Annotated in this window: 14 protein-coding genes; 5 read left to right on the forward strand and 9 right to left on the reverse strand. The window is 70.5% G+C overall.

Annotated features, from left to right (window positions below; translation table 11 throughout):
- Nucleotides 1-13 precede the first annotated feature (13 nt).
- Nucleotides 14-2,431 (forward strand): Tex family protein, encoded by a 2,418-nt coding sequence (locus tag OG430_RS09260; protein ID WP_327351955.1) that lies wholly within the window; start codon nucleotides 14-16, stop codon nucleotides 2,429-2,431.
- A gap of 113 nt (nucleotides 2,432-2,544) precedes the next feature.
- On the opposite strand, the gene OG430_RS09265 is transcribed toward OG430_RS09260, so the two are convergent.
- Nucleotides 2,545-3,126, reverse strand: coding sequence for a TrmH family RNA methyltransferase (locus OG430_RS09265; protein ID WP_327351956.1), 582 nt, complete (start codon nucleotides 3,124-3,126; stop codon nucleotides 2,545-2,547).
- A 99-nt stretch (nucleotides 3,127-3,225) separates the two neighbouring features.
- On the reverse strand, nucleotides 3,226-4,269 hold the full coding sequence (locus OG430_RS09270) for an oxidoreductase (RefSeq protein ID WP_327351957.1): 1,044 nt from the start codon (nucleotides 4,267-4,269) through the stop codon (nucleotides 3,226-3,228).
- Nucleotides 4,270-4,364: 95 nt separating this feature from the next.
- On the opposite strand from OG430_RS09270, the gene OG430_RS09275 reads away from it, so the two are divergent.
- Nucleotides 4,365-5,324 carry an FAD-dependent oxidoreductase gene (locus OG430_RS09275; protein ID WP_327351958.1) on the forward strand — a complete coding sequence of 320 codons (960 nt, stop codon included), beginning with the start codon at nucleotides 4,365-4,367 and terminating at the stop codon, nucleotides 5,322-5,324.
- Between the two features lie 142 nt (nucleotides 5,325-5,466).
- On the opposite strand, the gene OG430_RS09280 is transcribed toward OG430_RS09275, so the two are convergent.
- The 3 genes from OG430_RS09280 to OG430_RS09290 all read right to left on the reverse strand — a co-directional run bounded on the left by OG430_RS09280 (nucleotide 5,467) and on the right by OG430_RS09290 (nucleotide 10,671).
- A complete protein-coding gene (locus OG430_RS09280) occupies nucleotides 5,467-7,083 on the reverse strand; it encodes a BCCT family transporter (protein ID WP_442816457.1) in 1,617 nt (538 codons plus the stop codon).
- 196 nt (nucleotides 7,084-7,279) lie between these two features.
- The gene (locus tag OG430_RS09285; RefSeq protein ID WP_327351959.1) at nucleotides 7,280-8,584 is read right to left on the reverse strand and encodes a M14 family metallopeptidase; all 1,305 of its coding nucleotides are present in this window, start codon (nucleotides 8,582-8,584) and stop codon (nucleotides 7,280-7,282) included.
- A 92-nt stretch (nucleotides 8,585-8,676) separates the two neighbouring features.
- A complete protein-coding gene (locus tag OG430_RS09290; protein ID WP_327351960.1) occupies nucleotides 8,677-10,671 on the reverse strand; it encodes a Xaa-Pro dipeptidyl-peptidase in 1,995 nt (664 codons plus the stop codon).
- 223 nt (nucleotides 10,672-10,894) lie between these two features.
- Between OG430_RS09290 and OG430_RS09295 the strand changes: the two genes are divergently transcribed.
- Nucleotides 10,895-12,406, forward strand: coding sequence for a M1 family metallopeptidase (locus OG430_RS09295; RefSeq protein WP_327351961.1), 1,512 nt, complete (start codon nucleotides 10,895-10,897; stop codon nucleotides 12,404-12,406).
- A gap of 78 nt (nucleotides 12,407-12,484) precedes the next feature.
- Here the strand turns inward: OG430_RS09295 and OG430_RS09300 are convergent, their stop codons facing one another.
- The 3 genes from OG430_RS09300 to OG430_RS09310 all read right to left on the reverse strand — a co-directional run bounded on the left by OG430_RS09300 (nucleotide 12,485) and on the right by OG430_RS09310 (nucleotide 14,261).
- Nucleotides 12,485-12,898 carry a VOC family protein gene (locus tag OG430_RS09300; RefSeq protein ID WP_327351962.1) on the reverse strand — a complete coding sequence of 138 codons (414 nt, stop codon included), beginning with the start codon at nucleotides 12,896-12,898 and terminating at the stop codon, nucleotides 12,485-12,487.
- 10 nt (nucleotides 12,899-12,908) lie between these two features.
- On the reverse strand, nucleotides 12,909-13,337 hold the full coding sequence (locus OG430_RS09305; RefSeq protein ID WP_327359013.1) for a helix-turn-helix transcriptional regulator: 429 nt from the start codon (nucleotides 13,335-13,337) through the stop codon (nucleotides 12,909-12,911).
- 63 nt (nucleotides 13,338-13,400) lie between these two features.
- Entirely contained in the window at nucleotides 13,401-14,261 is an 861-nt protein-coding gene (locus OG430_RS09310; protein ID WP_327351963.1) for an oxygenase MpaB family protein, read from the reverse strand.
- Nucleotides 14,262-14,451: 190 nt separating this feature from the next.
- On the opposite strand from OG430_RS09310, the gene OG430_RS09315 reads away from it, so the two are divergent.
- Together OG430_RS09315 and OG430_RS09320 are read left to right on the forward strand one after the other, a co-directional pair.
- On the forward strand, nucleotides 14,452-15,357 hold the full coding sequence (locus OG430_RS09315; RefSeq protein ID WP_327351964.1) for an oxygenase MpaB family protein: 906 nt from the start codon (nucleotides 14,452-14,454) through the stop codon (nucleotides 15,355-15,357).
- Nucleotides 15,357-16,826: an aldehyde dehydrogenase family protein gene (locus OG430_RS09320; RefSeq protein WP_327351965.1), complete on the forward strand. Its 1,470-nt coding sequence runs from the start codon at nucleotides 15,357-15,359 to the stop codon at nucleotides 16,824-16,826. The genes OG430_RS09315 and OG430_RS09320 overlap by 1 nt, the downstream gene beginning before the upstream one ends.
- A 45-nt stretch (nucleotides 16,827-16,871) precedes the next feature.
- Here OG430_RS09320 and OG430_RS09325 read toward each other — a convergent pair whose 3' ends face one another.
- Nucleotides 16,872-17,477: a TetR/AcrR family transcriptional regulator gene (locus OG430_RS09325; protein ID WP_327359014.1), complete on the reverse strand. Its 606-nt coding sequence runs from the start codon at nucleotides 17,475-17,477 to the stop codon at nucleotides 16,872-16,874.
- Nucleotides 17,478-17,531: the final 54 nt, after the last annotated feature.

A 17,531-nucleotide genomic window follows, 5' to 3' on the forward strand; every position in this document is an offset into this window, starting at 1 on the left:
GCGGTACCGGAACGTGACGACACAGCTGCCACCCACCGTGGGTTCCATCGAGGGCAGGATCGCCGAGGAACTCGGCGTGCGGGAGCGTCAGGTGCGGGCCGCGGTCGAACTGCTCGACGGCGGTTCGACCGTCCCGTTCATCGCGCGCTACCGCAAGGAAGCGACCGAGATGCTCGACGATGCGCAGCTGCGCACGCTCGAGGAGCGGCTGCGCTATCTGCGGGAGCTGGAGGAGCGGCGTACCGCGATCCTGGAGTCGGTGAACGAGGGGGGCAAGCTCACCGATGAACTGCGGACCCAGATCCTCGCCGCCGACACCAAGGCCCGCCTCGAAGACATCTATCTGCCCTTCAAGCCCAAGCGGCGCACCAAAGCGCAGATCGCCCGCGAGGCCGGCCTGGAGCCGCTCGCCGAGGGGCTGCTCGGGGACCCGTCGGTGGACCCACACGCGGCCGCCGCGGCGTTCGTGGACGCCGACAAGGGAGTTGCCGACGCGCAGGCCGCCCTCGACGGTGCCCGCGCCATCCTCACCGAGCGGTTCGGTGAGGACGCCGACCTGATCGGCGAGCTGCGTGAGCGCATGTGGACGCGCGGGCGGCTCGCCGCGAAGGTGCGCGACGGCAAGGAGACCGAAGGCGCCAAGTTCGCCGACTACTTCGACTTCGCGGAGCCCTTCAAGGACCTGCCCTCGCACCGCGTGCTCGCGATGCTGCGCGGCGAGAAGGAGGGCGTGCTCGACCTCGTCCTGGAGCCCGAGGAGGCGACCGAAGGGCCGTCCAGCTTCGAGGGCATCGTCGCCCACCGCTTCGGCATCTCCGACCGGGGCCGCCCGGCCGACAAGTGGCTTGTGGACACCGCCCGTTGGGCCTGGCGGACCCGCATCCTGGTGCACCTCGGCATCGATGTCCGGCTGAGGCTGCGTACCGCCGCCGAGGACGAGGCGGTCAAGGTCTTCGCGTCGAACCTCCGGGACCTGCTGCTCGCCGCCCCGGCGGGCACGCGCGCGACGCTGGGGCTCGACCCCGGCTTCCGTACCGGCGTGAAGGTCGCCGTGGTCGACGCGACGGGCAAGGTCGTCGCGATCGACACGATCTACCCGCACGTGCCGGCCAACAAGTGGGACGAGTCCCTCGCCAAGCTGGCCAAGCTCGCCAAGGAGCACCAGGTCGACCTCGTGGCGATCGGCAACGGCACGGCGTCCCGCGAGACCGACAAGCTCGCCGGTGAACTCATCACCAAGCACCCGGAGTTGAACCTCACCAAGGTCATGGTCTCGGAGGCCGGCGCCTCGGTGTACTCCGCCTCGGCCTTCGCCTCGCAGGAGCTGCCCGACCTCGATGTGTCCATCCGCGGCGCGGTCTCGATCGCGCGCCGGCTGCAGGACCCCCTCGCAGAGCTGGTGAAGATCGACCCCAAGTCGATCGGCGTCGGGCAGTACCAGCACGACCTTTCCGAGGTGAAGCTCTCGCGCTCGCTGGACGCGGTGGTCGAGGACTGTGTGAACGGCGTGGGTGTGGACGTGAACACCGCGTCCACGCCGCTGCTCGCCCGGGTGTCGGGCATCGGGGCGGGGCTCGCCGAGAACATCGTGGCGCACCGCGATGCGAACGGGCCGTTCCGGGCGCGTACGGCGCTCAAGGATGTGGCGCGGCTCGGGCCGAAGGCGTACGAGCAGTGCGCGGGGTTCCTGCGGATCCGTGGCGGGGACGACCCGTTGGACGCGTCATCCGTGCACCCGGAGGCGTATCCGGTGGTGCGCAAGATGGTGAAGTCCGTGGGGGGCGAGGTCGCCTCGCTGGTGGGCAACGGTGCGGCGCTGCGCTCGCTGAAGCCCGCCGAGTTCGTGGACGAGAAGTTCGGTCTGCCGACCGTGACGGACATTCTGCGCGAGCTGGAGAAGCCGGGGCGTGACCCGCGGCCCGCGTTCAAGACGGCTTCCTTCAAGGACGGCGTCGAGAAGATCTCCGACCTGGCGCCCTCGATGGTGCTCGAAGGGGTCGTCACGAACGTGGCGGCGTTCGGGGCCTTCGTGGATGTGGGTGTGCATCAGGACGGGCTTGTGCACGTGTCGGCCATGTCCAAGACCTTCGTGAAGGATCCTCGGGATGTGGTGAAGCCCGGGGACATCGTGAAGGTGAAGGTGCTTGAGGTCGATATTCCGCGTAAGCGGATTTCGCTGACGCTCCGGTTGGACGACGAAGCCGCGGCCTCGGACGCCGGTTCTTCGCCCGGTGGGCGGCGGGAGCGTGGCCAGGCCAAGGGTCAGGGTGGTCGGCCTCCGCAGCAGCGAGGTGGCAGTGGCGGCCAGGGCCGGGATCGCCGTACCGGCGGGGCCGGGGCGGGTGGGCGGCAGGCGCCGCCTCCGGCCAATAGTGCGATGGCGGATGCGCTGCGCAAGGCAGGGCTGGTGGATCGGAAGAAGCGGGGCTGACCCGTTTCTTTTTCCCCACCCCGCCCCTTCCCGTAAGGCTGCCGCCGGCTTCAAAGACTGTCCTCAAACGCCGGACGGGCTGATTTATCAGCCCGTCCGGCGTTTGAGGACCATCACAGAAGTCCTGCCAGCTTGTACAGCGCCAACGACCCCGCCACCGCCACGTTCAGGCTTGCTCCCGTGCCCACCATCGGGATTTCCACGCAGGCGTCCAAGCGGTCCAGTGCCTCCGGCGGGATGCCGTGTTGTTCGTGGCCGAGGACCAGGACCGTGGGCTCGCGGGCCGTGGGGAGGTCGGCGAGGCGGACTGCCTCGTCGGCCAGTTCCACGCCGACTATGCGCAGGCCTCGGGCCCGTTGCTTGTCCAGCCAGCCCAGTGGGTCGCCGGTCCAGTGGACGCAAGGTGGCTTGCGGAGGGTGTTGCCGCGGGCCAGGGCCTCGGGAACCCAGGAGAAGCGCGGCACCGTGATGCAGGCGCCGACCGCGTCGCACGTACGTGCCAGGGTTCCGAGGTTGGCGCCGTGCAGGGGCCAGAGCGGGGCCGCGTACAGGTGGTCCCAGCAGGAGTGGGCTCGTGGTCGGCGGGAGCGGCGGAGCTCTGCCGGGGTGCGGGTGCGGATCGCGGGTGGAGGGCCGCCTCGGCCAGGAGTCGGTTCGCCTCGCCCGGAGGTCCGGCTGCCTCGGGCCGTGCTCATCGGGCCGTGGAGGCGGGCCTCCAAGTCGTGGTGGTGCGGGTGGAGTTCAGCTTCATCTTCTGGTGGCGGAGTACGGCCCGCCTGGCCGGTGCGGCAGTGTCATCGCACCATCGGTGCGACCAGCACGCTCCCCGTGGTGCGTGCCACGATGAAGGATTCCCCCTTGGTGGCCTTGGCGTCCAGCGCAATTCGGTGCTTGCCGGGCTCCAGTACGTCGTCGAAGACCTCGTGGGTGTGGGTGCGGTAGAGGCGGTCGAGGCGGTACGCGATCAGGCGCACCCGGCAGGTCGAGGTGACCTCCACGCCTGCTTCGCCCTCCGCGGCGACCAGGCGGACGAGGCGGCGCTGGGCCGGTGGGCTGCGGTCGAGGGCGCCCTCGATCTGGGCGACCAGGAGCGGGGTGATGGGGGCGAGCCCGTCGACGTACGCCACGTCCACACCCGCGCGTACGAACGCGCCCTGCACCGTGGTGCGTTGGTCGTCCGTGACCGCGCGGCCGAAGGCGACCGCGCCATAGGTGCGCAGCTCCTCGGGCGCCATGGCCGCGGCGTCCTGGACGTCCTGGGTGATCTCCGCGCCGATCCCGATGATGCGCAGGGCCGCCGCGAGCTTGCCGAGGACCGCCGCGCGGGCGCCGATGAGCAGGACGCGGCGGCGGGCGGGGGGTTCGGTGGACGTGTCGAGCAGGCGGCCGAGTTCGGTGCGGTACTGGTCGCCGGCGAAGCGAAAGGGGCCGATTCCGTGGTAGCCGTTGCGCTCCAGGTCAGCGTGTTCGCTGGTCTGCCAGGCGAAGTCCCGCCAGACCACGTCGTCCGAGCTGTCGTCGGCCCGCTCGATCCGTGCGGTGACCGCGCCGCATTCGAGGCCCTCGCACTCGGGGCAGCCGTAGATGACGTACCGGCCGTCGGCCAGTGGTGGTTCGGCCTCCAGGAGGAGGCGGCGTACATGCGCGGTGAAGATGGCGGGCGGCACGTCGGCCGCGAGCGGGGAGACGGCGTCGAGGTCGGAGAGCTGGAACAGCAGCGGGCGGCCGTCCACGATGAAGTCCAGGAAATCGCGGTGCACTTGGTAGTCACCGTTGGCCAGGACCCCACCGGCACGTGTCGCCGGCGCGAGGCCGAAGGTCATGTATTCGGCAGACATGCCCTGAGTATCCCCAGCGGGAGACTGATGTGAGCACGGCATCACAGATTCCACAAAGGCACATTCGGTGAATCACGGCGGTCTAGGGTCCGGGCATGAGTACTGATGCGTACGAGGCCGATGTGGTCGTGGTGGGCGGTGGGGTCATCGGGCTGACGACGGCGATCGTCCTCGCCGAGCGGGGCCGCCGGGTCCGGGTGTGGGCCAAGGAGCCCTCGGAGCAGACGACTTCGGCGGTGGCGGGGGCCCTGTGCTGGCCGTATCACATCGAGCCCGCGGAGTTGGTGGGCGCGTGGGCGGTGCGCTCACTGCAGGAGTACGAGGCGCTGGCGGGCGATCCGGGGGCGACCGGGGTGCGGCGCGTCGCCGGGGTGCAGGCCGACACTCCGCTGGACTTCATGCCGGTGTGGACCGAGGCGCTGCCCGGGGCGCGCGAGGCGACGGCGGACGAGCTGCCGGAGGGGTACGGGCAGGGGCTGCGGGCGACGGTGCCGCTGATCGACATGCGGGCCCATCTGGGCTATCTGACGCGGCGGTTGCTCGCTGCGGGCGGGGCGGTCGAGGCGCGCGCGGTGTCCGGGTTCGACGAGGCGGCGCGGGTGGCGCCCGTCGTGGTCAACTGCTCGGGGCTCGGGGCGCGTGAGCTGGTGCCCGACGCGTCGGTGGAGCCGGTGCGCGGGCAGCTGGTGGTCGTGGAGAACCCGGGGATCGAGGAGTGGTTCGCGGCGCCCAACTCCCCCACGGAGATCACGTACATGCTGCCGCAGCCGTTCGGTGTCGTTCTCGGCGGCACCTCGCAGCCGGGTTCCTGGGACCGTACGGCGGACCCGGCGACGGCTCGGGCGATCGTCGAGCGCTGTGCACGCGTGCATCCCGCTCTCGCGAAGGCCCGGGTCCTGGAGCACCGGGTGGGGCTGCGGCCGGTGCGGCCCGCGGTGCGGATCGAACGCGAAGTGCTGGTGGGTGGTGGGGTGTTGGTGCACAACTATGGGCACGGGGGTGCGGGAGTGACCGTGGCGTGGGGGTGTGCGGAGGCTGCGGCGGAGCTTGCCTGAGCTGATGGGGGGGCGATCGACGGGGCCCGCCGCCCTGAGGCCCGCTTCAACCGCGTCCGGCACCTTCGCCTGCGCCCACCCGTGCCGCCCTGCGGCACGGGTGCCCGCAGGGTCGGCAGGGGTGGGCGCAGGGCGGCGTCCCCTAATCCGAACGCGAACCCGCTTCGGACTCGGTCGGCGCCGGCCCGATCTGGATCTCGAAGTCGCCGTCGTACTGCTCGTGTCCGGCGATGACCGCCATCTCGATGGCCTCCTCGCCCTTCTCGCCCCGCACGATCAGCGGGTCCTGGCGCAGGTCGCGCATCATGGCCACGCACATGCCGATCATCACCACGGCGAATGGCGCCGCGGCCAGGATGGTCAGGTTCTGCAGGCCCTGCAGCGCGTTGTCCTTGCCGTTGCCGATGAGCAGCATGACGGCCGCGACGCCTCCGGTGACCACGCCCCAGAAGACGACCACGAACTTCGACGGCTCGAAGGTGCCCTTCTGGGAGAGCGTGCCCATCACGATGGAGGCGGCGTCGGCGCCGGACACGAAGAAGATGCCGACCAGAATCATCACCAGGAGGCTCATCGCGGTGGCGATGGGGAACTCCCGGAGCACGGCGAAGAGTTGACCCTCCGACGTGGCCTCGTCGGCCAGGCGCTTCGACTCCGCCAGCTTCATCGACGTACCGCCGAAGATCGCGAACCAGAGGAGGCTCACGGTGGACGGCACGAGAATCACGCCGCCGATGAACTGACGGATCGTACGGCCGCGGCTGATGCGTGCGATGAACATGCCGACGAAGGGCGTCCAGGAGATCCACCACGCCCAGTAGAAGACCGTCCAGCCGCTCAGCCAGTCGGCGACGCCCTCGCCGCTGGAGGCTTCGGTGCGGCCGATCATCTGCGGCAGATCACCGAGGTACGAGGCGATCGAGGTCGGCAGCAGGTCCAGGACGATGATCGTCGGTCCGGCGACGAACACGAACACCGCGAGGATCAGGGCGAGCACCATGTTGATGTTGGACAGCCACTGGATGCCCTTCTCCACACCGGAGACCGCCGAGGCCACGAACGCCACGGTCAGGACCGCGATGATGGAGACGAGCACGCCGGTGCCGACCTTCTCGGCCCAGTTCAGCTCCTCCATGCCGCTGCCGATCTGCAGCGCGCCGAGCCCGAGGGAGGCGGCCGAGCCGAAGAGCGTGGCGAAGATGGCGAGGATGTCGATGACCCGGCCCGGGGTGCCGTTCGCGTGCTTCTTGCCGATGAGCGGCGTGAAGACGGCACTGATGGTCTGCCTGCGGCCGCGCCGGAAGCTGCTGTAGGCGATGGCGAGGCCGACGACCGCGTAGATCGCCCACGGGTGCAGCGTCCAGTGGAAGAGCGTCGTCGCCATCGAGGTCTGCATGGCCGCCGCGGCGTCCGCCGGATCGGTGCCGGGCGGGGGCGTCTTGAAGTGCGAGAGCGGCTCGCTCACGCCGTAGAACATCAGGCCGATGCCCATGCCGGCGCTGAACATCATGGCGACCCACGAAACCGTACGGAACTCCGGCGCCTCGCCCTCCGCACCGAGGGTGATCTTCCCGTAGCGGCTGATGGCCAGCCACAGCGCGAAGACCACGAAGCCGGAGGCGGCGAGCACGAAGGCCCAGCCGCCGTTGTGGATCAGCCCCGTGAGCATCTTGCTGGACACGCTCTCGAGGGACTTGGTGGAGACGGCCCCCCAGACCACGAACGCGAGGGTGAGGACGGCGGTGACGCCGAACACCACGCGGTCGGTCTGGGGTGGCCGTTCACTGTGTTTCGGCAGTGACAGGTGTGGTGGCTGCTGGTGGGGTGGTGGTTGCTTGTGAGGCGGTTGCTGTGGTGCGTCTTGCGACACTGGGCGACCTCTCGGGGGGTGACGGATTTGTGTCTCCGCTACCCCCTACCACAGGTGCCACACAGAACTCGCAGCTCACACGCCCTCAGCAGGCTTCTACTGGTGCTCCCTTGGCCAGGTGGTACGGCGCCCGCTCGTCGAGCAGCAGCGGGACGAGCGCGCGTTGCGACTGTCGTACGGGGACGAGCGCGCCCGTGCCGTCGGTCTTCACTCGGACGCCGTGCAGGGCGAGTTCGTCCTTGAGGTCCGCGTACTGGGCGGCGTCCAGGCGGTAGCCGCAGGGCGGGTCCTGGATGATCTCGGCGGGTTCGGCGGGGTCGTTGTCGGCGCCGCCCAGATAGACCGGGCCGCGGTCCGCGAGGCCCTTGTACCGGGAGGCGGTCGTCGCGGCGTGGACGCGGCGGCCGCGCTCGTCCGTGAACTCGAACAGGCCGCCCAGGGCGGAGGTTTGGGACGCGACCCGGCGCCGGTGGTTGAGCGACTCGTCGGCCTTCTCGGCGTCGCTGAGCGCGTCGACCCTGCTCTCGATGAGCAGCCCGACCGCGTGCTTGATGCCGGACGCGTTGCGCAGGATGCGCTCCTGGCCGTCGCCGGCGGTCTGCTTGATCGGGTCGCCGGTGACCGGGTCGGTCCAGATGCCGTACGTCCCCGTCGAGTGGCCGGCCTCGTTGGCGGCGGGCCGGACGTAGTCGTCCGAGAGGGTCTGGGCCTCCTCGTGGACGTGCGCGTCGGTGTTGAGGTTGCGCGGCCACAGGTCGAACAGGTCCTTGTCGTAGTACGGCGGGGTCGCGCCGTACTCGTGCAGGTCATAGATGACGTCGGGGCGTTCGTCGCGGATGACGGCGGCCATGGCGCGGCCCTCGGCGGTCTGCAGGGCTATGTGGTCGCGGTTGATGTCGACGCCGTCGGAGTTGCCGCGGGTGTCGGCGTTGCGGCCGTCCGGGTTGGCGGTGGGGACGACCAGGAGGCGCGTGCGCTCCAGGAACTTCTTGGTCCGCTTGTCCTTGGCGAAGGCCAGGTCGCGGACCTTGGTGAGGCAGGCCTCGCGCCCGGACGGCTCGTCGCCGTGCTGGCTGCAGATCAGCAGGACGGTGGCGGTGGGGCGGTGGCCGCCGCCGATGCGGACGAGCTGGAGCGGGCGGTTCTGCTTGGTGGAGCCGATCCGGTCGATGCCGACGCGGTCGCTGCCCCGGTCGACGGCGGCGAGGAAGTCCCACTCCTCGGGCTGGGTGGTCCAGTTCTTGCCGTTGCTGAGCTCGAATCCGGTGCGGGGCAAGGTGGTGGCCGTGTCTGTCGCCCCGGCACTGGCGTTCGCGGGGGCGGTGAGCAGGGGGGCGGCGAGGGCGGTCGCGGCGGCGGTCAGGGCGAGGGCGGCGAGGCGGGGTCTCACGGGGTGCGGTCTCCTGAGGTAGGTCGTACACCTGCTGTACGTCGGCCCGCAGGCGGCCCGCTGGACATCACGGGCCGCCTGCGGCACGGGTGTTACGGCAGCGGCGGAACCCGGCTCGCGGCCGGCGCCTCGGTCAGGCCTTCGTAGCGGGCCTCGCGGGGCGCGGCCGCCTGTGCGTTGCCGCTGGTGGCGGCGGCGAAGGCGCGGGTGCCGCCGACGATCGGCAGCTTGGCGTAGGTACGGGACAGGTCCAGGGTCAGCTTCGGGGTGCTGGCCGGCGGGTCGATGAGGTCGATGTCGGTGCCGCCCACGATCAGGGCGAGGCGATGCCCGGCCGGGACGACGTGGTCGCTGGCGGCGACGTCGATGGTGAGCGTGTAGGGCTTGCCCGGGGTGAGTTCGCGGCCCTTCTCGGGGTCGGCCCAGGTGTTCAGGTCGGCCCAGCCGCGGCTGAAGACGTTGTAGTCGACGGCCTTCTTGTTGGCGGCGGTCTCCTTGAAGCAGGGGCTGTCCCCGGTCCTGGTCGCGCCCCAGCAGGTGCGTTCGGTGAGGGTCGTGATGCCCTCGCCGGCCGCGGTGTAGTCGCGGATGGTGTCCGGGCCGATGTCGACCAGGACGGCCGACAGGTGGGCGCTGCTCGTCGACGGCGTGGCCGTGACGGTGACCTTCGAGGAGCCGGACAGGCGCAGGTCCTTGGAGAGCGGCTTGGTGACGAAGCCGGCCTTCTCGGGGGTGCCGGTGTCGATGGCGGCCGCCCAGTCGAACTCGCCCTTCTTGGGGTCGTCCGTGAAGGACTCGGTGGCTCCGGCGGGCGCGGACTTCAGGCCCAGGGTGCCGACGCCGGCCTGACTGCCCTTGCCGGGACGGACCTTGACACCGTCGGTCGGGCGCGGCGGCCACTGGGTGCTGGTGGCCCAGGTGTCGGGGGCGCGCTCGATGTCGGCCATCGGCTCGTCGTCGATGCCGTTGTCGTAGCCGAGCAGCTCATGGTCGAACCAGCGGTGCAGGGTGCGTACCCAGTCGGCGCGGCGGAAGTCGAAGGGGTCGACGTGGCCGGTCTGGCTCAGCCAGATCTTGCGGTCCACGCCCTGCTTCGCGAGGGCGTCCCACCACTGGCCGAAGTGCTTGGCGCGGACGTTGAGGTCCTGCATGCCGTGTACGACGAAGACGCTGGCCTCGACGTTGTCGGCGTCCGGCACGTGGTTGCGCTCGTCCCAGAGGCCGGTCCAGTCGCCGTTACGGGGTGCCTCGTCGACGAGGCGCTTCTGCACGGCTGCGCAGCGCAGCCGTGCCTCGGGGCTCTCCACGTAGTCGGACAGCCACTCCGGGCCGCTGTCGTAGAGCGGGGCGCCCTGCTGGAAGTAGTAGTCGTACCAGGAGGAGATCGCGCCGATCGGCACGATCGTCTCCAGGCCGTCGACGCCGGTCGCGGCCACGCCGTTGGCGATGGTGCCGTCGTAGCTCTTGCCGATCATGCCGGTCTTGCCGTTGGTCCAGCCGGCCCGGGTGCGTTCGGTACCGGTGCGGGTGGTGTAGGCGCGGGCGTCGCCGTTCAGCCATTCGACGACGGCCTTGGCGGACTGGACGTCGGAGCGGCCGCCGACGTCGACACAGCCGTCGGAGCGGTTGGTTCCGGCGAGGTCGACGGCGACGAAGGCATAGCCGCGCGGGACGAAGTAGTTGTCGTAGAAGAGCGGGAACTGGACGACGTTGCCGTCCGCGTCGTACGTCTTCTTCTGGCTCTCGTTGCCGCGCCCGCAGCAGGAGTAGTACGGGCTGGCGTCCATGATGACCGGTATCTTCCGCCCCTGCTGGGCCGGTTCACGCGGCCTGATGATGTCGGCCGCGACCCGGTCGTTCTTCCCGTCGCCATCGCCGTCGATCTTCGTGTCGACCCAGACGGACTCGCGTATGGCATCGGCGTACGAATAGACCGGCTTACTCTCCCGGCCTCCGGAGCTCTGGGTTCCGGAGCTCTGCGCCCCCGAGCCCTGAGACCCGGAGCCCTGAGCACTGGCTGAGGTCACCGGGGAAAGCGTCACTGCTATCAGGGCGGCCACCAGGAGCACCGCACGTATGAAGCGCATGTCCCGCGCACATATCGGCATGCGCGGAAGCTACTCCAGTCAACTCCCGTACAAAAGAGGGCAGTAGAGGTGAGCAGTTGGACAAATGTCAGGCGTATCGACCGGAGTGGCACATGTCGGCCGAATGGCGATCGTGTGACAGATGCGGCCATGGACATGACTGGGGCGACGGGTGCTGAATAGGGTCACATCAGATCTTGTGACCCTACGACTTGGAGTTGACGTGCACCGCAGACTCATCGTCCCGAGCGCGCTCGCGGCCGCCTTCTTGCTGGCGATCCCGGCATCGGCCGCAGATTTCTCGCCGGGCGCGCCGGGGATCGGCGACCCCTACTACCCGGCCAGTGGCAACGGCGGTTACGACGTCTCCCACTACGACCTGCGCCTCAAGTACCAGCCCAAGACCGACCTGTTGGAGGGCACGGCGACCCTTATCGCCACCGCCAAGCAGGACCTGTCGCGCTTCAACCTCGACTTCGGCCTGAAGGTCAGCGAGGTCCGGGTCAACGGCAAGAAGGCCACGTTCAAGGCCTCCGGCACCCAGGAGCTGGAGATCACCCCGGCGACCCCGCTGCCCAAGGGCGCGCCGGCCGCGATCGTCGTGAAGTACGCGGGCAAGCCGTCCGAGCTGAAGATCAACGACTGGACCGCGTGGGCCCGTACGCCCGACGGCGCCGTGGCGGCGCAGGAGCCCGACTCGGCCGTGTGGTGGTTCCCGTCCAACGACCACCCGCTCGACAAGGCGACGTACGACGTCTCCGTGCAGGTCCCCAACGACGTCCAGGCGATCAGCAACGGCGTCCTGCAGTCCACCCGCCCGGTCGGCAAGGACTGGACCCGCTACAGCTGGCGCTCCAACAAGCCGCAGGCCTCTTACCTGACCACGCTCGCCGTCGGCAAGTTCGACATCACGACGGACAAGACGGCGGACGGCCTGCCGGTCCTCAACGCGTACAGCAAGGACCTCGGCGACAACGCGGGTTCGGCGCGCGCCAGCATCGAGCGGACCACCGAGGTCGCCGAGTGGCTGACCGAGCTGTACGGGCCGTACCCCTTCAACGCCCTTGGCGGGTACGTCCCGAACGTGACCTCCGGCTTCGCGCTGGAGACCCAGACCCGGCCGTTCTACAGCCCGCGCCAGTTCGCGAACGGCTCGAACGTGTCCGTGGTCGTGCACGAGCTGGCCCACCAGTGGTACGGCGACAGCGTGTCCGTGCACGGCTGGAAGGACATCTGGGTCAACGAGGGCTTCGCGCGCTACAGCCAGTGGCTGTGGTCCGAGAAGGAGGGCGAGGCCTCGGCGCAGGAGCTCGCGGACTACGTGTATGCCTCGCACCCCGCGGACGACCCGTTCTGGACCGTCAAGCCGGGCGACCCGGGCGCGGAGAACCAGTTCGACATCGCGGTCTACGACCGGGGCGCGCTGGCCCTGCAGGCGCTGCGCAACGAGGTCGGCGACGACGTGTTCTTCGAGCTCCTCAAGGGCTGGCCGGCCAAGTACAAGTACGGCAACGCGAAGGTGGGTGACTTCGTCCGGTACGCCGAGGAGGTCTCCGGCAAGCCCCTCGCGTCGCTCTTCGACACCTGGCTCTACCAGCCGACCCGGCCGGGCGCGCCCGCGGCGGCCAAGGCCGAGGTGCTGCGGGCGCCCGGCGCCGGCAAGCTCGCTCAGCCCAAGGGCTGGAAGAAGATCGCGGCGACCAACTCGATCCACGAGCACGGTCACGATCACTGAGTGGGCGACTGCCGAATCAGCTGCCGCTGAGTAATTCCCGCCCCGCTGCCCCCTGTTGGGCGGCGGGGCGGAACCGGCTCACTTCGCGGGCAGCTGGTTGAAGCGCAGCATGTTGCCCGCCGGATCGCGGAAGGCGCAGTCCCGGACGCCGTACGGCTGGTCGAACGGCTCCTGCAGCACCTCGGCGCCCGACGCCTGGATGCGCTCGAAGACGGCGTCGACGTCCTGGGTCCGGAAGATCACGCCACGCAGCATGCCCTTGGCGAGCAGTTCCTCCATGGCCTGCTTGTCCGCCGGGGAGGCGTTCGGGTCCGCGGCCGGCGGTTCGAGGACGATCTCCACGTCCTGCGTGGGCGAGCCGAGGGTCACCCAGCGCATGCCCTCGAACCCGACGTCGTTGCGCACCTCGAAGCCGAGCACGTCGCGGTAGAACTCGAGGGCCTTGTCGTGGTCGTCGACGGCGATGAAGCACTGCTGAAGTTTGATGTCCATGCGGCCCACGCTACGGGGACGGCTCGCCCTTGGCTTCTTGATTCCTGACCCGTTCGGCGATCCTCGCCTGCTCGGCCTTTTCCGCCTTCTCGGGGTTGCGGACCGGGCGCGTGAAGATCTTGGCGACGCAGGCCGGGATGGCCTCGCCCTGCTCGTGCGGGCGCGCCCGGTAGGCGCTCGGGCTCTCCCCGACCAGCTCGGTGAAGCGGGTGCTGAACGTCCCCAGCGACGTACAGCCGACAGCGAAGCAGACGTCCGTCACTGACAGGTCACCGCGCCGCAGCAGGGCCTTGGCCCGCTCGATCCTGCGGGTCATCAGATAGCTGTACGGAGTCTCGCCGAACGCGGCACGGAAGCTGCGCGAGAAGTGGCCGGCCGACATGAGGGCCGAGGCCGCAAGGGCCGGGACGTCGATCGGCTCCGCGTAGTCGCGGTCCATCTTGTCGCGGGCCCGACGCAGCCGCACCAGGTCCGAGAGATCCGTTGGCGTCACACGGCCAGCTTAGCCCCGCCCCCCACGACCGACCCGGGCCTTCGCCCGTGCCTCCCGCGCCAGCGGCAGGTACCGCAGCCGCTCGGGGAGCAGCGGCACCACGGTCCGCACCACCCGCCCGAACCGTCGCAGCCTGCGCTCCTGCGCCTCGGTCCACGGCAGCCCTATCGCCTCTCGCGCGTCCGGCGGCATGAGCCCGATGGTGATGAAGCGCCGGAAGCGCGCCAGCGGCGGGAACACCAGCGGCCAGGCCGCCCGCAGCGCGACCCTGAGCAGCCAAGGCCCCCGGTCCGGCGCCGGGACCGGGCGGTCGACGGCCACGAGCTCGCGGACGACCGCGGTGGCCTCGATCTCGGTCTCCAGGACCTTGCGGTAGTAGGGCCAGAACTCCTCGATCGTCTGCGGCATGTCCCGGTCGTGGATGCCGAGGATGCGTCCGACCTGCAGCCACTCCGCGTACAGCTGCCGCTCCTGGGCCTCGGTGTAGGGGCGCCGCTGCAGGTACTTCGCGGTGTGCCGGAAGACGGGGAAGCCGGTGGCGTGCACCCACGCGTAGTAGTCGGGCATCAGCGCGTGGTAGCGGCGGCCCCGGGTGTCCGTGCCCTGGATCGTCTTGTGCAGGGCGCGCAGCCGGCGCCCCTCCTCGGCGGCCCGCTCTCCCCCGTACACCCACAGCTGCACCGACCGGAGCGAGCGCTCGCCGCGTCCCCAGGGGTCGGTGCGGAACACCGAGTGCTCGTCGACGCCCGCGCCGACGGCCGGGTGGGCGACCTGCATGGTGAGCGCCGGGGGCAGGGTGAGCAGCATGCGTACGTCCCCGGCGACGGTCCACAGGATGCCGCCGGGTGGTGGTGGTGGGGGTCCGCTCATGGGGGGCTCCCGTGCTCGAATCTGCGTCAGCAGTGTTGACGCGACTGATGAGACAAGTCAATAGTCATTGTAACTTTGACTCTCGGGGGCGAGGGGGGCCGTCAAGTTGCGCTGGAGCAGGACGAGTTGGCGCTTTCCGGCTCACCATGGAACCAGGCAGCAGCCCGCCCACCGCCCTTAAGGAGCCCCGATGGGCCGCTACACGCGACTGCGCGAGATCCGCCGCTTGGACCCGGCGCGCGACTTCGAGCGCATCCACAAACTGATCTCGCAGTACGAGTTCCCCTGGGACTACACACAGGGGATCGGCATCGCCTTCATCCGCGACTACGGCGTGCCCCGCATCTCCCAACTCCTCGACCGGACCCAGGAGTTCGAGAAGGCGGGCCAGAAGCGGTACGACGACACCATTCTGTTCGGCCACGAGATGGCGCAGGACGGCTTCGACTCGGATCGCGGCCGGGCCGCGGCGCGCCACCTGAACAGGATTCACGGCAAGTACGACATCGCCAACGAGGACTTCCTGTACGTCCTCGCCACCACGGTCGTCGGCCCCAAGCGCTGGATCGACCGCTTCGGCTGGCGCCCGCTGTGCGCCAACGAGGCGGAGGCGCTCGCCCTGGTCGGACACAAGATGGCGCAGATGATGCACATCGAGGGCGCCCCGTCGACGTACGACGCCTTCGAGAAGCTCCTTGACGACTACGAGCGCGAGATGTTCGCGTACCACCCGGCCAACCGGCGCGTCGCGACCGCCACCTTCCGCGTCAGCTCCTCCTGGTATCCGGCACTCCTGCGACCCGTCATGGCGCGCTTCTCGCTGGCGCTGCTCGACGAACCGCTGCTGCGCGCCCTCGGCTTCCGGCCGCAGCCGCGGTGGGTGCAGCGGCTCGCGGTGGGCGCCGTTCGGGGGCGTTCGCAGTTCGTCCGGCTGCTGCCGGCGCGGCCGCGCTGGTGGCCGAAGCTCCCCAAGCCCCTTACGTATCCCTTCGGTTACACCCTCGACGACCTCGGCCCGCACTGGGCCCACGCCCGGCCGCTCAAGCCGGTGCCCGGCGATCCGGCCCATCCCCTGATGAACGGACGGGAGTCCTGATGAGCACTTTCGCCGTACGTTCCCCCGTCAGCGGTGACGTGCTGTCGGAGCACCCGGTGCACGGGCCCGAGGAGGTGCGGGACACGGTCGTACGCGGCCGGGGCGCGGCCGCCGTGTGGGCGGGGCTCGGCTGGGCGGGGCGCAGGGACCGGCTGCTCGCCTGGAAGCGGGCGCTGGCCCGGCGCATGGACGAGCTCGCCGCGCTGGTCGCGCGCGAGACGGGCAAGCCGGAGCACGACGCGCGGGCCGAGGTGCTGCTCGCGCTGGTGCATCTGGACTGGGCGGCGCGCCATGCCCGGCGGGTGCTGCGGATGCGGCAGGTCTCCTCGGGGCTGCTCTCCGTTCATCAGCGGGCCCTGCTCGGATATCGGCCGCTGGGTGTGATCGGGGTGATCGGGCCGTGGAACTACCCGGTCTATACGCCGATGGGGTCGATCGGGTACGCGCTCGCGGCCGGGAACGCCGTGGTGTTCAAGCCGTCCGAACTCACGCCGGGCGTCGGTGAGTTCCTTGCCTCGTCGTTCGGCGAGGCGGTGCCGGACTGCGCCGATCTGCTGCAGTGCGTGACGGGGCCCGGATCGACGGGGCAGGCGCTCGCCCTGTCCGGTGTGGACAAGGTGGCGTTCACCGGGTCGCCGGGCACCGCCCGCAAGGTGGCGGCGGCCTGCGCGGGGACGCTGACGCCGCTGCTCGCGGAGTGCGGGGGCAAGGACGCGGTGATCGTGGGCGCGGACGCGGATCTGGACGCGGTCGCCGAGGCGGTGGTGTGGGGCGCGATGTCCAACGCGGGGCAGACCTGCGCGGGCGTGGAGCGCGTGTATGCCGTGGCCTCGGTGCACGAGGAGCTGTGCGGGCGGGTGGTGCGGGCCGCGCGGGCGCTGTCGCCGGGGACGCCCGACGGGGAGTACGGGCCGATGACGCTGCCCGGTCAACTCGGTGTCGTGGAACGGCACATGAAGGAGGCCCTCGCCGGTGGGGCGCGGGCCCCGTTGGGCGGTCCCGAGTCGGTGCGGGGGCCCTATGTGCATCCGGTCGTACTCGTCGACGTACCGGAGGATTCGCCCGCGATGACCGAGGAGACCTTCGGGCCCGTGGTGGCGGTCAACCGGGTGGCGGACCTGGACGAGGCGGTGGCGCGGGCCAATGCGTCGGCGTACGGGCTCGGTGCCGCGGTGTTCACGGGGTCGCGGGCGGCGGGGCTGCGGGTGGCGCGGCGGCTCGACTCGGGCGCGGTGTCGGTGAATTCGGTGCTCGGGTTCGCCGGGGTGCCGTCGTTGCCGTTCGGCGGGACGGGCGAGTCGGGGTTCGGGCGGATCCATGGGGCGGAGGGGCTGCGGGCGTTCGCCGCGGCGCGGTCGGTGACCGTGCGGCGGTTCGCTCCGGCGGTCGACCTGACCTCGTTCGCGACGCCGCGCGAGAAGGCGGCGAAGGCGGTGGAGCTGGGGCGGAGGCTGCACGCCCGGTTCTGACCTCTCCTTGCGGAGAGGGCCTTACGGGGGCTTTTGCGGAGGGGGCTACGCCTGCAGCAGTGGGACCAGGTAGCGGCGGGCGAACTCGCGCGCCTGGTCGTCCTCGTCGATCTCGAAGCAGCTGACCGGGTTGAGCAGGAAGGAGACCGTGATCCGCACCATCAGCTCGGCGACGGGCGTGGGATCGCGCTCCGGCCTGCCCTCGGCGCGCTGCGCCCGCCGCAGCCGGTCGGCGAGGTACTCCCGCATGGCCAGGAAGGCGGGCCCGCTCTCCAGGGTGAGGAACGGCAGCATCGTCTCGGGCTCCAGCCGCATCAGGCCGCCGACCAGCGGATGGTCCCGGATGTGCCGCAGCACGGCGGCGAAGCCCTCGACGAGGCGGTCCTCCATGGCCGGCAGGGCCGCCACCGCCGCGTCGACCTCGGTGACGAAGCGCTGGTACTCGCGCAGCAGACAGGCCGATACGAGGGCGTCCTTGCCGCCGATCCGCCGGTACACGGTGACCCGCGAGACGCCGGCCCGCTTGGCCACGTCGTCGACGGTCGAGCGGCGCAGCCCGAAGGTCGTGAACTGCTCGCGGGCCGCGTCGAGTATCTGCTCGGAGAGGGCGTCGCCGGGGGGCCGCGGGGAGCCCAGGGCGCCGGCCAGCATCGACTGGTCCAGCGCGCTCGCTGCCGCGCCTTCTGCCGCGCCTTCCGCCTTGCT

The sequence above is a fragment of the Streptomyces sp. NBC_01304 genome (assembly GCF_035975855.1).
In the GTDB taxonomy this organism is placed as follows: domain Bacteria; phylum Actinomycetota; class Actinomycetes; order Streptomycetales; family Streptomycetaceae; genus Streptomyces.

Bases quoted from the DNA above. Each gene is read 5' to 3' on its own strand.
- OG430_RS09290 (WP_327351960.1), bottom strand. From the start codon at position 10,671: ATGCGCTTCATACGTGCGGTGCTCCTGGTGGCCGCCCTGATAGCAGTG.
- OG430_RS09325 (WP_327359014.1), bottom strand. From the start codon at position 17,477: ATGCTGGCCGGCGCCCTGGGCTCCCCGCGGCCCCCCGGCGACGCCCTC.
- OG430_RS09275 (WP_327351958.1), top strand. From the start codon at position 4,365: ATGAGTACTGATGCGTACGAGGCCGATGTGGTCGTGGTGGGCGGTGGG.
- OG430_RS09320 (WP_327351965.1), top strand. From the start codon at position 15,357: ATGAGCACTTTCGCCGTACGTTCCCCCGTCAGCGGTGACGTGCTGTCG.
- OG430_RS09315 (WP_327351964.1), top strand. From the start codon at position 14,452: ATGGGCCGCTACACGCGACTGCGCGAGATCCGCCGCTTGGACCCGGCG.
- OG430_RS09310 (WP_327351963.1), bottom strand. From the start codon at position 14,261: ATGAGCGGACCCCCACCACCACCACCCGGCGGCATCCTGTGGACCGTC.
- OG430_RS09305 (WP_327359013.1), bottom strand. From the start codon at position 13,337: ATGGACCGCGACTACGCGGAGCCGATCGACGTCCCGGCCCTTGCGGCC.
- OG430_RS09270 (WP_327351957.1), bottom strand. From the start codon at position 4,269: ATGTCTGCCGAATACATGACCTTCGGCCTCGCGCCGGCGACACGTGCC.
- OG430_RS09265 (WP_327351956.1), bottom strand. From the start codon at position 3,126: ATGAGCACGGCCCGAGGCAGCCGGACCTCCGGGCGAGGCGAACCGACT.
- OG430_RS09300 (WP_327351962.1), bottom strand. From the start codon at position 12,898: ATGGACATCAAACTTCAGCAGTGCTTCATCGCCGTCGACGACCACGAC.